Source organism: Singulisphaera sp. GP187, from assembly GCF_900129635.1.
Lineage (GTDB): Bacteria > Planctomycetota > Planctomycetia > Isosphaerales > Isosphaeraceae > Singulisphaera.
The window spans coordinates 202,442-218,157 of the sequence record NZ_FSRB01000004.1; the positions used below are offsets into that span (position 1 = coordinate 202,442).

Genomic DNA, 15,716 nt, shown 5'->3' on the forward strand with positions numbered 1-15,716 from the left:
GGGTTTTTCAAGGATTTTCTGTGACGATCCGACCGTTTCGGCTACCAGATCGTCACAGAAATCGTCACAATATCGGGGTGAAGTGAACGTCTGCACCTCGCCCGGAACTTCCTATGCCAGCCAAGACCGCGCTGACCTGGGAGCAGGGGACCCGTCGCTGGAAGAAGGTGTACATGGGCAAGTCCTACACCGTCTCCTGCCGGGCCCTCGGCGTTCCCGGAACCAAGTTGGAATCATATCAGGCCGCCAACGCATGGTGGGCCGCCAAGAAGACGGAGATCGACGGACAGCCCCCATCCCACGCCTACCAGCAAATCCTCGACGAGCTGGAACGCCGGAAAGCCTGGGCCGTCGCCTCCGCACCTGATCAGGTCCCCCGACTTGAGGAGACCATCGCGGAAGTTCGGGGTCAAGAAGTCGCGGAGCTCAGCAACAGTGCGGCTAGTGCTTTCTGGTTGGGAGGCGATGCCGGCCAAGTCGTCTGGTCCGACCGGCTCGCCCGAAGCCACATCCCCACACTCCCCGCTGATCGAACCATCGCCTTCCAGATGGAGCGATACCTCGCCCTGGAACAAGTACGCACGGAATCGGGTCAGCTCTCCGTCAGCGAGTTCGACACCGTCCGCCGGTGCCTCCACGCCTTTCGCGATCACCTTGGCGGCTCCAATCCGGTCGACTACCTGGACGCCGACCGCTGGGAAGGGTGGTGGTCCGCCCTGGTCTCCCAAGCCATCTCGACGGAGTACAAGAAGAAGCGGCTCAGGATCGCCAGGTCATTCGTCTCCTGGCTCGCCGAGAAGGGGTTGATCCCGGTCCCTCCCAACCTCCACTCCCGCCGGCACCGCTTCGGCGGGGGCTCCAGGTCAGTCGCGACGATCCCGGTGAAGGAGGTCGCCAAGCTCATCACCGCGGCCCCCGGCCAGCTGAAGCTCCACCTCCTCCTGATGATCAACTGCGGGATGACCCAGATCGACATCTCCGACCTACACCCCTCGGAGGTGGACTGGAAGCGGGGCCGGATCAAAAGAAAACGGAGTAAGACTGAGGATCACGAGCACGTGCCCACCGTGGAATACCCCCTCTGGCCAAGGACCTGGGAGCTCCTGCAGCGATTCGGCCAGAAGAGCGGCGAGCGGGTCCTCCAGACCGAATCGGGGAAACCCTGGCTTCGTGACGTCCTCCGTAATGACGGCAAGCGATCAAAAGTCGACGCCATCAAGAGCAATTACGTGCACCTCCAGCGGAAGATCGGCCTTGAGCACTCCATGAAGTTGCTGCGAAAGACCTCGGCCACGCTCATCGAGTCACACGCGTCGTACGGCCGGTACGTCGGTCATTTCCTGGGGCATTCCCCCCGAACCCTCGCCGAGCGGCACTACGCGGCTCCCAGTGTGGACTTGTTCGACAAAATTGTCAACTGGCTCGGGAAACAGTACGGACCTGTCGCAGCCTTCGAGGAAAACTGAGGGTGCAAAAATGGGGATTTTCTCACCGCCGATGCCAGGACTAGTGGACAGCGCGGACACTTTGGGCGGCAAAGGCAGCTCGAGGAGCCGAAGCAAGGCTCTGCCGGAGAAGGACTTCCGCGCCACCAACTGCCTACGCGCCCACTGCTGAAACTGTCCGCGCTTGTCCAGCCTCGCTGAGAAAGTCCCCAAAAATGGTTGTCTGGTTCTGTTAGTGGGCGGGAGGTTGAGGAGCGTGGTCATGCCACACCCCTCAGCTTGCGCGCCGCTTCGACAAAGGCCGCCATGAGGGCGTGGCAGGGACCGGCGTGCCTGACGGTTTCCATCGAGACCGCGGTACACGCGCTCGCTTCCCATTCGTCCGAATCCTACCCATAGTACGAAAGCTCTATGGAAGAGTCGTTTTCCTTGCACCGGTCAGTAGGAGGTTCAGCAAAGATGGATGCCCAGTCGCGAGACTTGGCGAATTGCCCAAACCTCCCATTTTTCCCTCTTTAGGTGCCTGGCTACCGACTCGCGCGCGAGGGTGCTCAGAAAGAGCCTCCCGAAGTGGCGGACCGTCGGGAACTGGTCTTGTCGACCACCAATCCGTTGCCCCTCAGGACTCGCGTCGCCGGTGTGTTCCACTTCTTGCCACTGCTGACGCGCCTGGGGTTCGACGAGTTGGTCCGGAATGCTGGCTATGCGGGGTCGAAGATGGTCCCGGCCGACGCCGCGTTACTCAGTGAATTCGACCTGTACGAACAGTAAATTCCCGCCGTCCCAAGCTGACGTCCCTCCCAAGTTGACGTCCAGCGTCCATCACGTCTGCGGACCGACCTCCAGTTCAGCAATTCGACGCTGCAAGTGTTCGGCGAGTGCCGCGAGGCTTTCGGCCGCTATCAGCATCTGCTTGCTCCACTCTCCCATGGCCCGAAAGGTCTGACGGTCGGACTCGGCGAGTTGATTCCACCCGTTCTCACTGATCCCGAAATGCGAATCTCGTTCCAGAACGCTGGCGGCTGGCGGCTCGAGAAGGGGGGGATACCAACGACCGACCTCCCCTGTTTCACGAGCGTCAGCGTCCCAGGCACCGGCTGTCCGAAGGATTGCTGGAAGGAGCAAGACATTGACCCGAGCGTCGGAAAGTTCGCCGCTCCCGTTCGATTTCCATCCATGAACGAGACTCGCCTTATCCAACGGAAGGGCGAACGCCTCGGTCAGGTAGTTCATAAGTTCCCAGCCGGTCACATTCTCGGGGTGGTGCCTTGCGATAACCATCCGAAGCAGACTGACGGGGGTCGCCCCCCGTCTCATCATCCCGCGTATCTCTTCGAGAACTTCCGTTCGATTCACCATCATCGTCCCCTTTTGCCGGTGTTCAGCGGGTGAACTCGATCTCGACCCCGGGATACCTGCCGGTGGTCGGGTCAGGTGCCCCATTGATGACCCGCGCGTCGTTAAACCCGAGAAAGTGCTGGGCGTACCCGCCGGTCTTCGTATTCAACGCGGCATCCTTCAAGCTCATCCCCGCCGCGAGATTATTATTGAACTCCGTCAGGTTGCTGCCGTAGTGCCAGCCACCGATAAGCTTGTTGATGGGTCCCCCCAGCTTTTTGAAGCTGAAAAAGGGACAAACAGCCATGCACTTCAATTGGGATATCTGGGAGATTCGGCAAAGATTGGCGCCCAGTCGCGAGACTTGACGAATTGCCCAGGTTTCCCGTCCTACCCTCGTTAGGTGCCTGGCCACTGACTCCTCTGCCGACACCAAGCTCGATGCGCCGGCCAACCTGCTGGCGATCGCAGCACGCAAGGGGCAGTTTCTCTGCGGCGGCGCCTTCTCACCCCAACTCCAAGAGCGGTATCTGAAGCTGCGCGACCAACTGCGCCGCGTCGATTACTATTCCCAAAGCCAGGCCAAACTCGCGCCCGAGAAGCGCGACCAATACAAGGCCACGGAATTGTCCGAGACGCTGGAAGGAACCGTGGACCAAAAACCGGTCAAGCTGGCCTATCGACTGATCTTCGTTTGGAGTGAGTCGAAGGCTCGCCAGGAGGCGACAACCCGCGAGCGTCACGTCGCCAAGGTCTGCGCAGAGTTCGAGGCTGTGGAGCGGAACCTGGGGCGCTACAGCCTGACGACGACCGAAGCGATCGTCCGGCGGTTGGAGTCGGCCAAGGGGAAATATGCCGAGGTGACGCTGTTCGAGAACCGACTGGCGAAGGACAAGAAGGGGCGCTTCCAATTCGCCTGGGGGCTGGACGCGGACGCGTTGAAGCGGTGGCAGGACCTGGAGGGTGTGTACGTCCTGAAGACGAACCTGCCGCGGACGACGCATCGCCTGACCAAGGTGCTGCGGAAGTACAAGGAGCAGTCTCAGGTGGAGCGTCGGTTCCACCACCTGAAGGGTCCGCTGGCGGTGGCGCCGATGTTCCTGAAGAACCCGGAACGGATCGCCGGACTGCTCTGCATCCTGGTCTGGGCGTTGACGGTGCTGGCGTTGATGGAGCGTCAGATGCGTCGGGAGTTGAAGGGTCAGGCGATGTACGGGCTGTATCCCGAGAATCGTCCGAGCCCGGCACCCACGGGTCCTGCGTTGATGGAGAGCTTGAGCGGGCTGTGCATTGTGATCGTCCGTCAGGGAGGTACGGCCACGGTCACCCGAGGGCTTAGCCAACCGTACCCCACTCAACGCCGCATCCTTCACTTACTTGGGATCAAATCGGAACGCCTGCAAACCTTCAAAAGGAGGTGCGGAATGTGTGTCTTTAGGCACCTGGCTACCGACTCCCCAATATCCTGTACGCCCGCTCATTGCAGGTCTTATTCGTTTCCTTCCGGTTCTCGTTCCCTGGTCTGGTCCTTGCCGCGCTCTCCGAGATCTTCAAGCCGAACATCATATTTAAGATCAGCAATATATCGGGCTGTCTTTCCAACGGGAGGTCGCAAGTAGCCGCACCGACACTCATTGATGTCAACGTAGACTTTGTGGTGGCCCACTTGCTCAGACCCCTTGCCCGAACGCTGGGACTTACGAATGGCTTCGAGCAGAGCATTCCATAAATCCAAACGTGTGATGCAATAGATGTCACCGTTCGGAGGCAAGGGATCAACCTCGATGCGTAGCGCCAGTTTGTAGGAGTGGAAGCGCTGCATTTCCTGCTCCCGCGTCGGCCGACCCTCTCCCCGTTGGCCCGCGTCGGCGACAGGTGGTAGGTCGATTCCGTAGTCACTCAACACAAGCCCCACCCGCTGGCGGACCGCTTGCCAATCCGCGTCGCCATAGTCCTCGATAGCCGTCCATTCTTCGGGATCGCGCATCGCCTTGGCCAAGCGGGCCAAGAGCCTCACCCGTGGCTGACCCGTGATCGGTCGCGTGACCAATTCGCGAGTCAATTGAGCGGCGATATAATACTCGGGAGGCCGATGATAGAACAGTTCTCGAACACTCAGGTCGTCAGCGTCGAAACGATTTCCCCATTTTTCCCGAAACCACTCCGCGGCGTGCTCTCGGGACCATCCGAGCAACGCGCGGAGGGCATCGATCCAGACCTTGAGGTAGGTACGACTTAATTCTTGCCACTCTTCATCGGTCATTTCCTTGCCCATGCGTGTCTCCTCTGCCTCAGTCGTTCTCAGCCCCCGCTCATCCGCAGGGCCGCGTCTACGGGCATGATGGCCCATATCTTAAGCTCACTGGCCGCGTAATCTGACTTGAACACGTATTGGTTCGGTGCCTTCTTCACGGGGAGCCACATGCCCCCCTTCGGCTCGACACCAGAGGCCCAATGATCAAATCAAGAGTCGGATCAGTATTGTCGAACCCGCCCTTGTTGGAAGACACGATCGATTGCCACTCGAACCCATCCCCGTCGAGCGTCTTTCGTCCGAGCCGATTGTACGTCCCCGCGTCCATGCGTGCGATGATCACAAATCCAGTGGAACCATCTTCCCCCGCCTTGTCCTGAGCCCATTCCCCAGCCCGCTTGATCCCGCCCGGAGTTGCTTCCCACGTGTAAACGCCCGGTCCAAAATCCAGTGTACTCGGACTTCGATCAATATGGAAAGAATTTGACATTCCCCAACTCTCGGTTGTCGTTCCGTGGGCGAAGTAGACGTACCTCTTATCCTTCGTGGGATCATCAATCCCGGTTGAAATCGATACGCCGGTGCTCTTAGCGATGGTTTCAAGGGCTGGGTAAGCCCAGAGCGCCGTTGTGGCCACGTAAGTTCCCGCGAGGGCGACGACGCCCACGGTAACGGCAATCTGCATTCCCAGCGACATTGGCACGGTTACTTCTGCAGTAGATGTTTCGTGTCCAGATAGATCAACACCATCGACTGGATCTCCGTTGGCGTAGAGGTAGTGATTCGTCGTAATCGGATTGAGGTAGGACCCGTTGTAGTCGTCCCGTGAGATGAACCGGCCCGCGGCCGTATTCAGATACCGCGCGCGAAGGTAGTACTTGCCGGCGACGGCATCATGCTGGTAACCGGCGTACAGAAACTCGTTCGTCGTCGTCCCGGTCGAGCCGAGGAGGTTGCCGTAGGCCTCGTACTTGTACGTGTCGGTCACGTCTCCGCTGGCGTCGGTCAGGGCGCGGGTGCTCCCCAGGCCGTCGACAACGTAGTACGACGGAGTGCCGCCGCGGTCCTGGAACAACAGATCCAGACCGCGCACGTACGTGGCCGCCAATGCCCCGCCTGGTGCGTACTCCTCCAGCACCTGGTCGTACGCCTGGTTCGGGTCGTTGAGATACGTTGTCGTCTGACCGTTGACCGTCTGTGACACCCGGTTGCCCGCGTCGTCGTAGACGTCGCTGACCTGCTGCGTGGTCGTGCCATTGACGACCGTCACTGCCGAGGTCATCCGACCTTCCAGGTCCCAGCCGTAGGTCGTCTGGGTGCTCGTCGCGTTGTAGTTTTGATCGTAGCTGGTGACGCTGTCGGTTATCGTGTTTCCTGACTTATCGTATGTGAATGTTTCGTTGTGGTAGCTGTCAGCCGCCAGGGTGCCGTAGACCCCCATCAGACGGTCGTCAGCGTCATAATAGTATGAGTAATAGTACGAGAGCTCAGGCCCCTCGGTCCCGTCGCCGCTGTCGATCATCGTGCTCCGGTTGCCGGCCAGGTCGTAGGTGTAGTCATACGTCCGGTCCACGGCGGTCGGGTCATCTGTGATCGCTTCCCTGGTCAAGTGGCCGTCAGCGTCGTAGGTGTAGGTCACGGTACGGCCGGAATTCTCGGACACGCCCGTGCGATTGCCGGCCTGATCGAGGGTGTAGGTGAAGCGGGCGATGACAGGCCCCGTCGCTCCCAGGGTGGTCACGATCGAGGCCAGGCGGTTGAGCGGGTCGTAGCCGCGGGTCTCGACGGTGCCGTTGGGGAAGGCGGTCGTGGCCAGGTTGTCGTTGACGTCGTAGGCGTAGGTCGTGACCAAGGCCGGCGACACGGTGGCGCCGTCGAGCTTGTCCACGGTGACGGTCTGGAGCCGGCCCTCCTGGTCGTAGCCGTAGGTGATGTGGGTGTTGGCGGTGGCGACGCCGGTCTTCGCGCCGGTGGCGAGGTCGTAGGAGTAGGTGACGTCGCCCTGGGGCGAGTCGATCTCGACGAGGTCGCCGTCGACGTCGTAATACGAGGTGGTCGTGCCATCGTCGGGGGTCGTTACCGTGTCGTAGCGGCGGCCATTGCCGTCGTAATTGTCGTACGTGGAGGTCACGACCTTGGTGGGCGTCCCCGCGTTGAGCGCCGCCTGGTCGGTGTATTCCTTCTTCAGATTGACGCGGCCCTGGTCGTCGTACGCAGAGGTGATGATGTGGCCATCGAAATCGGTCGTCGAGGCGAGCTGTCCCAGGGCATCGTAGGTCCAGGTCTCGGTCGAGGAGCCGTCGGGTAGGGTCTCGGAGACCTTGCGGCCGAAGGCGTCGTGGGCGAAGGTCGTCGTGTGGTCCAGGGGGTCGGTCTGTGCGACGAGGTTGCCGTAGGTATCGTAGGTGTAGTGGTAGTGCGGGCTGGTTGGCATGCCGGTGGAGGGGTTGGTCACCGGGGGCAGGAAGACGTCGGACAGGTCGCCGAACGAATCATACTGGTAGGAGGTCGTGTGGCCCATGGCGTCGGTGACGGACGCTTTGCGGCCGTTGGCATCGTAAGTCGTGGACGTGGACGTGCCATCGGCGTAGGTCGTCTTGAGCAGGCGGCCGTCGCCGTCGTAGAGAAACCGCGTGGTGTGGTTCGCGGCGTCGGTCGTCGAAGCCAGTCGGCCGGCGGCGTCGTAGGCTGAGTGAGTGCTGCGGACCACCGTCTGGAGGGTGCCGGCGACGACGGCATTGACGGTATCGTCGACCTCGGTCTGCCGGCCGGCGTCGTCGTACTGGTAGTTGGTGGTATGGTTGGCGGCATCGGTGGAATGGAGGACGCGGCCCAGGCTGTCGTAGACGGTGGTGGTGGAAGAGAGTTGGACGCCGTGAGAAGTGAGGACGCTGCCGACCGGCATGCCGGTCACGGGATCGTTATCGATGCCGATGACGACGTTGGCGTACCGTTGGGTGCCCGTGACGTTGCCATTCTCGTCGTAGAGGGTGAGCGTGCCGTCGGCGGGGTGACCGGGCAGGTGCGAGTCGTCGGTCCAGAGGACGCGGCCACGGGCGTCGTAGACGGTCGAGCTGACCGCGAGCGGGTCACCGAAGGACTGGAGTGCACTGGTCGGGTGCGTGGTGTTGGGGTTGCTGATGGCGAGGACGACGTCGTGGAACTGCTCGGTGCGGAGGGCTCGGCCGGCGGTGTCGTAGATCGTGTGAGCGCCCACGGACGATTCCCCTGTGGGATGGGGACCGACGGTCCAGACGGGGCGTCCGTCGGCGTCGTAGACGGTCTCGGTCTTCGTCCCATCGGCGGTGGTGGTCTGGATCAGCCGGTCCTGGGCGTCGTAGACGTTCGTGGTGAGCATGTCGCGGGTGTTCGCCGCGTTGTTCGGGTCCACCCAGGTCCAGTCGCTGGTCGTCGGATTGCCGTCGGCGTCGTAGGTGAAGGTCGTCGTGGTGTCGTGGACGTCCGTGGTGGTGGCCACTTCGCCGTAAGCGTCGTAGGTCTGACTTGTGGTTCCATTCGGAGTGGACGTCGACTGCAGGTTGCCGTGGGCGTCGTAGCTAAATGAGGTCGTCAGGCCGGTCGGCCTCGTGGTCGAGAGCAGGTTGCCCTGCCCGTCATAATGGAACAGGGTCGTGCCGCCTAGCGCGTCGGTACTCGTGGCGGGCTCGCCAAACGAGTCGTACGTATACCGCGTGACCTGGCCCAAAGCGTCGGTTGCGGTCAGGATGGCACCGTAGGCGTCGTAGGTGTAGGAGGTGGTCAGCGGCCGGCCATCGATCGTCTGGGTCTGGGAAGTAAGATCGTGGCCCGCATAGGTGGCGGAGGAAGCGTTGCCCAGGGCGTCGACCGTACCGGTCACGTTGCCCTGGGAGTCGAACCGCAGCGCGGTGGGCACGCTCGGCGTATTGGGATCGGTCCGGGCCGGGGTGACCACCATGCCCAAGGTGATCGGGTCGTAGGCCAGGGTGCTCGAATTCCCTTGCGCATCGGCCAGGCCGGTCAGTCGGCCGTTGGTGTAGGTGGCCTGGGCCACCGTGACGCCGAAGGCGTCGACGATGTGGTCGAGGATATGCGGCTGAGTGGCGTTGTAGACGATCTGGGTCTTGTTGTCGTTGCGGTCGGTCACCGAGACGAGGTTGCCGCTCACGTCGTAGCCGTAGACGATCCGATTTCCCCGAGGGTCGGTGATCGCGGTGATCCGGCCGGCATAGTCCCGCGTGAACGTGACGGTGCGGCCCGAGGCACTGAAGATCCCGCCGTCCTCATAGGTCAGGACGTTGCCGTTGCGGTCGGAGACGCTCGCCAACTTGCCCGTCGCGGCGTCCAGGGTGTAGGCCGTGCCGTCGTGCGTCGTCAGGGTGTAGGCGCCTCCGAAGAGCGAGTCGGCCGGATTGTACGCCGTCAGGTCGGCGTCCTCGCCCGAATAAGTGCCGTCGCCGTTGGCGATCAGCTCGGTGGCCGGGACGGTCAGGCGGTCGGCGACCCCCGGGTCGGGCACGAACAGCGGGGTGGCGTAGTTTGCGAAGGCGAAATAGCCGGTGACGACCGGCTGGGGCTCGAAGGTGAACCCCTCGGGCTGCTGGCCCGGGCGGGTGAGCACGACGCGGGTGCCGAGCCGGAACGGGGCGAGCACACCGGCGTCGACGAGGGTGCCGTCGGCCTGGCTGACCTGGAGCTGGAAGTCCCCCTCGTTCAAGGTCCAGCCGTAGCCGAAGTCGCCGTCCTTGTTCGCATTGAGCGTGTCGTAGGTGCGGGTGATCGTGATCGGGATGCCCGCCACCGGGATGGTCAGGTCGGTGAACGAGAGGTGCAAGTTGCCCAGCTTGAGGTTGCCGGCGACGTTCACCTCCTGGTCGACGGTGGTGGTCCGGTTGCCCGTGTTGGTGGCCTTCAGCTCGAGGACGTAGGACCCGTTGGCCAGCATCGTGGGATCGAACACGCCGAGCACGCCGTCGCTGATCTGGGTCGAGCCGCCCGAGGCGATCGGGGTGAAGGCGGTGCTCCCCAGCGGCGCCACCGAGAGCGTGTAGGACTGGAGGTTGGCATCCTGGACTGTCCCCATGACGTTGATCGGCGCGGTCACCAGCGCGTCGAGGCTCTTGCGGTAGGTCAGCGACCAGGACTCGAGCTTCGCCGTGTTGGTCGTCGAGTGGTTGGTGATCGTCAGGGTGTACGTGCCGGCGGCGACCTTGCCGTTGAACGGCGACAGGGAATTCTGCGGCTGGAACCGGCCGGTGTAGGGCGCGGTGCCGCCGGCCAATGCGACGGTGGCGGTGTCGTCCAGCACGGTGTTGGTGAAGTTCACCCCGCCGACCCCGCTGAAGAGCGTGATCGGGGCCATGCCGTTCGGCCCGGTGAGGGTGGCAACCAGGTCGGAATCGTTGGGGTCGATGAGGCTCAGGGTCACGGCGAGGTCGGCGATCTTCGCCGCGTCGTTGATCGTGATCGTCGAGGACTGCGACTGACCCGGCCCCACCTGCACCTCGGCGAAGGTTGGCAAGTGCGTCGTGGCGTCGGTGGCGTTGGAGGCCGCCACGGTGGAGGACTGCGCGGTGAACGAGGCGGTGGGGGCGGTGGTGACGTTCGGGTCGAACACGGTGATCGTCGCGGTCGCCGGCGGGCTCGTGGTGTTGCCGGCGGCGTCGGTCGCCGTGGCGGAGACCGTGAAGGGGCCGAGGGCGTCCAGGGTGATCGTGGCCGCGCCGTGGGCGTCGAGCGGGTACGTTGTGGTCCCATGGGTCAAGTTGCGCGCGACGACCCCGACGTTGTCGGTGGCCAGCACGACGACCGTGACCTGGGAACCGAGCGGGCCGGTGGTGCGGCTGAGCTCGATGCTGACCTTGGGAGCTTCCAGGTCGCCGACGGCGGTCAACGCGTACGTGTGACTGGCCGTCACGCCGGCGGTGTCCTTGACGGTCACGTGGAGGGTCAGCGGCACGCCGACGTCGGCCTGGAGTGGCAACCAGGTGATCCGGCCCAGGTTGTCGATGGTCGGCGCAGCCTCGCCGGACGGGAGGCCGGTGACGTCGAGCTGGTAGGTCAGCGGATCGCCGTCGGGGTCCGAGGCGTGGATGTCGAACTCGTAGGGCACGCCGGCCGTCGCGGTGGGGACCGTCGCCGGGGCGATCGTCGGGCCGGAGTCGGCGGAGGCCACGAGGGTGTACGTCTCTTCAGCCAGGCCGGTGGTGTCGTCGGTGACCTGGACGGTGATGTGGTACGTCCCGGCCGGCGGGGTGCCCGAGAGCGCGCCGGTGGTCGCGCCGATGGTGAGCCACCCGAGGTTGTCGCCCAGGATCTGGTAGTGGAGCGGGTCGCCGTCGGGGTCGGTCGCCAGGACCGCGTCGGTGAACGGCTGGCCGGCCAGGGTCGCCTGCTTAGGCGTCCAGTTCAGGACCGGCGGACGGTTGGGGGCCGCGGCGGCGACAACGAGCGTGAACGACTGGGTGTCGGTCCCTCCCAGGCCGTCGCTGACCTCGATCGTCAGGGGGTACGAGCCGGCGACGGGGGAGGCCCACGGGAGCAGGTTGGAGGAAGGGTCGGGGAAGTCGAGTCCGACGGGGTGGCTGCCGATGAGCTTGTAGTGGATCGGGTCGCCGTCGATATCCTGGGCGCGGACCGCGTAGGTGTAGGCTTGGCCGACAGCGCCGGCGGTCTGGGCCGTGGAGAGGATCTGGGGCGGCGTATCCACGCCGCGGACGGTGATCGCGTACGCCTGGGTGGTCGACCCGCCGTAGGGGTCGCTGACGCGGACGGTGACCGGGAACGTGCCGACCTGATCGGGTGTGGGATCCCAGCGGATCGTACCCAGCCCGGGATTGATCGACAGACCGGCCGGGGCAGTCTCCAGGCTCCAGAGCAGCACGTCGCTGTCCGGGTCGGTGGCCTGCGCATTGTACGCGTAGGAGTTGCCGATGATGTCGACCAGCGGCGGGCTCGACGTGATTTGCGGCGGGCTGTTGGTCCCGGCGGTGGTCACGGTGAGGTTGAATGTCTTGGAGACCGGCGTGGCGCGGCCGTCACTGACGGTGACGGTGACCGGCGTGGTGCCCGGGCTGCCGGTCGCGGTGCCGGAGATCGCCCCGGTGTTCGGGTCGATCGAGAGCCAGCCGAGGCTGGTCGTCATGGAGTAATGGAGCGGGTCGCCGTCGGTGTCGGAGCCCCGGGCCGCGCCGTAGTAGGTCCGGCCGAGCGGGATCGTCGTGCGGACCGGGAGGTCGAGCGCGAGGCTGCCGTCCGGGGCCGATCCGCTGACGTTGAGCGTGACCGGCTGGTAGGCGTCGCCGCCGCGACCGTCGTCGACGATGACGGTGAAGTCGATCTCGCCGGTCTGCTGGGGCGTGAAGGTGAGCAGTCCGGTCTGGGAGTTGATCGACAGGCCGGGCGCGTCGATGTCCAGGGAGTAGTTCAAGGGGTCGTTCTCGGCGTCCTCCGCGCGGACCTGGTAGACCCAGGGGAGTAGTTTGACGGGCGGCACGCTCGGTGGCGTCGAGGTGATCGTCGGCGCCGACTCGTAGCCGGCGGCGATGACCTTGAACGCCTGCAAGGTGGCACCGCCGTGACCGTCCTGCGCACGGAGCAGGACCCAGGAGACCCCCTTCTCGTCGGCGGTGGGCTCCCAGACGATTTCCCCCGAGACGGGGTCGACGATCATGCCGGCCGGGTGGACCGGCAGGTCGAAGCTGAGGGGCTCGCCGTCGGGGTCGGCGGCGGTGGGCTGGTAAACGATCGTGGTCTGCCCCGGGACGACCATCAGGCCGTCGGGCGGGCTGCTGGCGAAGGCGGGCTGCTGGTTGACCGTGGTGTTGGGGTCGTGGAAGCCGAAGTCGATGCCGAGCAGGAGCTGCGACGCGGCGAAGGTGAGCGTGTACGACGTCGAGCCGGCCGGCTCGGTTTCGCCCCAACCGCTCGGCGCGACGGCGACGACATGGTAGGTTCCCGGCACGGCGAGGTCAGTGAAGCGGTAGTTGCCGTCGACGTCGGTCGTCGTGGCGACTTCGCCGGCGTCGAACACGCCGTTGCCGTTGGCGTCGAGGAAGACCGTGACGCCCTTCAGGCCGGGCTCGTTCGGATAGCGTTGGCCGGTCTGGTAGTCGTCCCGGTAAACGGTGCCGCGGGCCTCGCCGGCCGCGAGGTTGTCGACCTTGAGGTTCCAGCTCTGGGGGGGGATCGAGGAGCCGCCGCGGCCGTCGGTGACGTCGACGGTGAAGGAGTAGTTGCCGGGCTGGGCGGGCCAGGTCAGCAGGCCGGTCCGGGGGTTGACCGTCACCGTGCCGGGCGCGTTGGTGGCGACGAGGCTGTAGGTCAGCGGGTCGTTGTCCGGATCGAAGGCGCGGATCTGGTACATGTACGTGTGGGCCGGATCAGGAATCAAGCCGTTGGACGTCACCAGGCCGCGACCGGCCAGGGTGATGAGCTTGCTCGAGGCGTCGGTGTCGACGATGTTGAAGCCGGCGATGGGCTGGAACGAGTTGTGCTCGATGTTTCCCGCGATGTCGGCGTTGGTCAGGCCGAGAGCCTCGCCGAACGGCGTGACCGTATTGCCGTTCTCCAATTCCCCGCCGACGCTCGCGCTGAGGACCGGGAAGGGGAGATACCCGAACTCACCGCCATTGGGAAGCATGGGGGGTTGGAACCCGGGCTCGTTGTTCTCGCTCATTGCGAACAGACCGCCGCCGAGGTTGATGAACCGCGTGATATCGGCGGTGTGGGCGTTGAGGAGATCGAGCTCCGCCTGGGTGAGCTGGCCGCCGAAGTCGCTGGCGACGACGATCGCGGAGTAGCGGGAGCCGAGCGCATTGAGGGCTGCGTTCAACGAACGGGCGTCGGCCACGTCGAAGTCCTGCCCCTCGACATACCCGGCTGACACCATCCCCTCGACGCCGACGGGCCCACCGCCGCTCTGGGGGTCGGACAGCTGGGAATCAACGAACAGGAACTTGTGGATTCCCGCGGCGACGAACGGGTTATACGCCGGGTCCATGACGTAATGGATCCCGGCCGTGATGATGTTGCGCGCGCCGGGGGGGTTCGGCCCGTAGAGGTCGTGGAAGTCGGGGTCGTGGCCGGTGAGGAAGACCGATCCGCCGATCTGCTCCTGGAAGGTCGGCGGGGGCAGCAGGAGCGACTTGTCAGGCGTGCTCACGATCACCGGCGGGTGGTTGCCCGGCTCTGGCCGGACCATCACGTGGAAGGTCTGAGTGTCGGAGCCCCCCCGGCCGTCGTCGACCTTGATCTCGACCGACTGCAAGCCGAGCTGGCTGCCGTTCGGGGTCCAGACCAGGGCGCCGCTGGCCGGGAGCATTGTCATCCCCGAGGGGCCGGTGACCAGCGAATAGGTCAGGATGTCACCGTTGACGTCGACGGCGTGCGACGGGTAGTCGTACGGGACGTTGACGAAGGCGTCGACCACCGGGGTGGTGACGAAGTGCGGGGGCACGTTCACCGCGTTGCTGACGACCGTGAGGACGTAGTTCTGCACGGCGGTGCCGCCGTGGCCGTCGAGGACTTCGATGCTGACATTGTGGTTCCCGATGTCGTTGGACCCGCCGTATAACGACCCGTCCGACGGCTCCCAGGTGACGAGCCCGGTGTTGCGATCGACCGACATCCCGCCGGGACCGGCGAGCAGTGTGTAGGTGACCGGGTCACCGTCCGGGTCGGTGGCCCGCGCGGTGTACTGGTAGGGCAGGACCGACGGCGAACCGAAGTCCGAGTTGTACTCGTACCAGTAGTGCGCGGCGGTCTCGACGACCGGGACCGATGTGAAGGACGGCGGACGGTTCACCGGCGCGAGGAAGACCAGGTCATAGGTGAAGGGCACCTGCTGGGGGTCGAAGAACGCCAACACGCCGTTGTTGGTGGTCTGGCCGGGCTCGATCGTGCGGCCGGCGACCAGCTTGCTGAAATCATAGTAGTACGTGCCGTCGGGCAGGACGCCGTCGTAGTCGCGGACACGCACCAGCGGGTTGCTGATGTGTTTCACGGCGACCAGCAGCGGCGTATGCACCGTGTAGGTGCCGACGTCCTGGGCGGCCATATCGGCGTAGAGCACCGTCGTGGCCGAGTTGTACGAGGTCCGGCCGTATTGCGGGCTGAAGCTGGCCGTCACGTCGGACAGGCTCGCGAAGTCGATCGGGCCGGCCGGCGGGTTCGTGCCGGTCTCGTGCAGCGTGACCGGGCTGCTCGCTTGACCCGAGGCATCGATGGCCGTATAGGTGGAGGCGTTCGGGCCGAGGGCCACGGACTGTCGGTTGAAGAAGTTGTTGGCGGCGTCGACCGCGTCGACCGGCGTCCCGTTGGCGGCGACGACCGGCGTGCCCGGAGTGCTCGCCGTGACCTGGCCGGTGACGAGCACGGTGCTGCCGGCGGTCGCCTGGCCATTGTCGGCGGGGGAGATGATCGCGACCGTCGGCGGGTTCGGGTCGGCGATCCCTTCGGGGTCGCCGTCGGCGCTGGCGAGCGCGAACGAGCTAGTCGCCGAGTGGTTGCCGCTCGTCCACCCGGTGGCGCCCGCGTAGTCGTAGACCCGGTGGGTGGCGCGGTCAACGACCCAGAGGTCGGTCCCGCCGTTGGGGTTGAGGGTGATGCCCGAGGGACTCGTGTCGGCCGGGTCGAGGAACCACTCGCCGACCTTGTTCCCGCTGGCGTTGTAGACGAAGACGGCGTGGGCCTTGTCGTCG

The 15,716-nt window shown here is 64.6% G+C and carries 6 protein-coding genes; 3 read left to right on the top strand and 3 right to left on the bottom strand.

Annotation, left to right across the window (positions count from 1 at the left end; genetic code table 11):
- Positions 1-113 precede the first annotated feature (113 nt).
- Both BUS42_RS41390 and BUS42_RS41395 read left to right on the top strand, forming a co-directional pair.
- On the top strand, positions 114-1,466 hold the full coding sequence (locus BUS42_RS41390; RefSeq protein WP_074317922.1) for a tyrosine-type recombinase/integrase: 1,353 nt from the start codon (positions 114-116) through the stop codon (positions 1,464-1,466).
- Positions 1,467-2,015: 549 nt separating this feature from the next.
- Entirely contained in the window at positions 2,016-2,216 is a 201-nt protein-coding gene (locus BUS42_RS41395; protein ID WP_143206715.1) for a hypothetical protein, read from the top strand.
- 51 nt (positions 2,217-2,267) lie between these two features.
- Here BUS42_RS41395 and BUS42_RS41400 read toward each other — a convergent pair whose 3' ends face one another.
- Both BUS42_RS41400 and BUS42_RS41405 read right to left on the bottom strand, forming a co-directional pair.
- The gene (locus BUS42_RS41400) at positions 2,268-2,765 is read right to left on the bottom strand and encodes a hypothetical protein (RefSeq protein ID WP_143206716.1); all 498 of its coding nucleotides are present in this window, start codon (positions 2,763-2,765) and stop codon (positions 2,268-2,270) included.
- 61 nt (positions 2,766-2,826) lie between these two features.
- On the bottom strand, positions 2,827-3,090 hold the full coding sequence (locus BUS42_RS41405; RefSeq protein ID WP_074317927.1) for a hypothetical protein: 264 nt from the start codon (positions 3,088-3,090) through the stop codon (positions 2,827-2,829).
- A 343-nt stretch (positions 3,091-3,433) separates the two neighbouring features.
- On the opposite strand from BUS42_RS41405, the gene BUS42_RS43415 reads away from it, so the two are divergent.
- On the top strand, positions 3,434-4,402 hold the full coding sequence (locus BUS42_RS43415; RefSeq protein WP_074317929.1) for an IS1634 family transposase: 969 nt from the start codon (positions 3,434-3,436) through the stop codon (positions 4,400-4,402).
- Positions 4,403-5,191: 789 nt separating this feature from the next.
- Here the strand turns inward: BUS42_RS43415 and BUS42_RS41415 are convergent.
- On the bottom strand, positions 5,192-15,716 hold a 10,525-nt coding region (locus BUS42_RS41415), incomplete at its 5' end, for a putative Ig domain-containing protein (RefSeq protein WP_074317932.1).

Coding starts and splice junctions, on each gene's coding strand:
- BUS42_RS41390 (WP_074317922.1), top strand. CDS start 114: ATGCCAGCCAAGACCGCGCTGACCTGGGAGCAGGGGACCCGTCGCTGG.
- BUS42_RS41400 (WP_143206716.1), bottom strand. CDS start 2,765: ATGATGAGACGGGGGGCGACCCCCGTCAGTCTGCTTCGGATGGTTATC.
- BUS42_RS41405 (WP_074317927.1), bottom strand. CDS start 3,090: ATGGCTGTTTGTCCCTTTTTCAGCTTCAAAAAGCTGGGGGGACCCATC.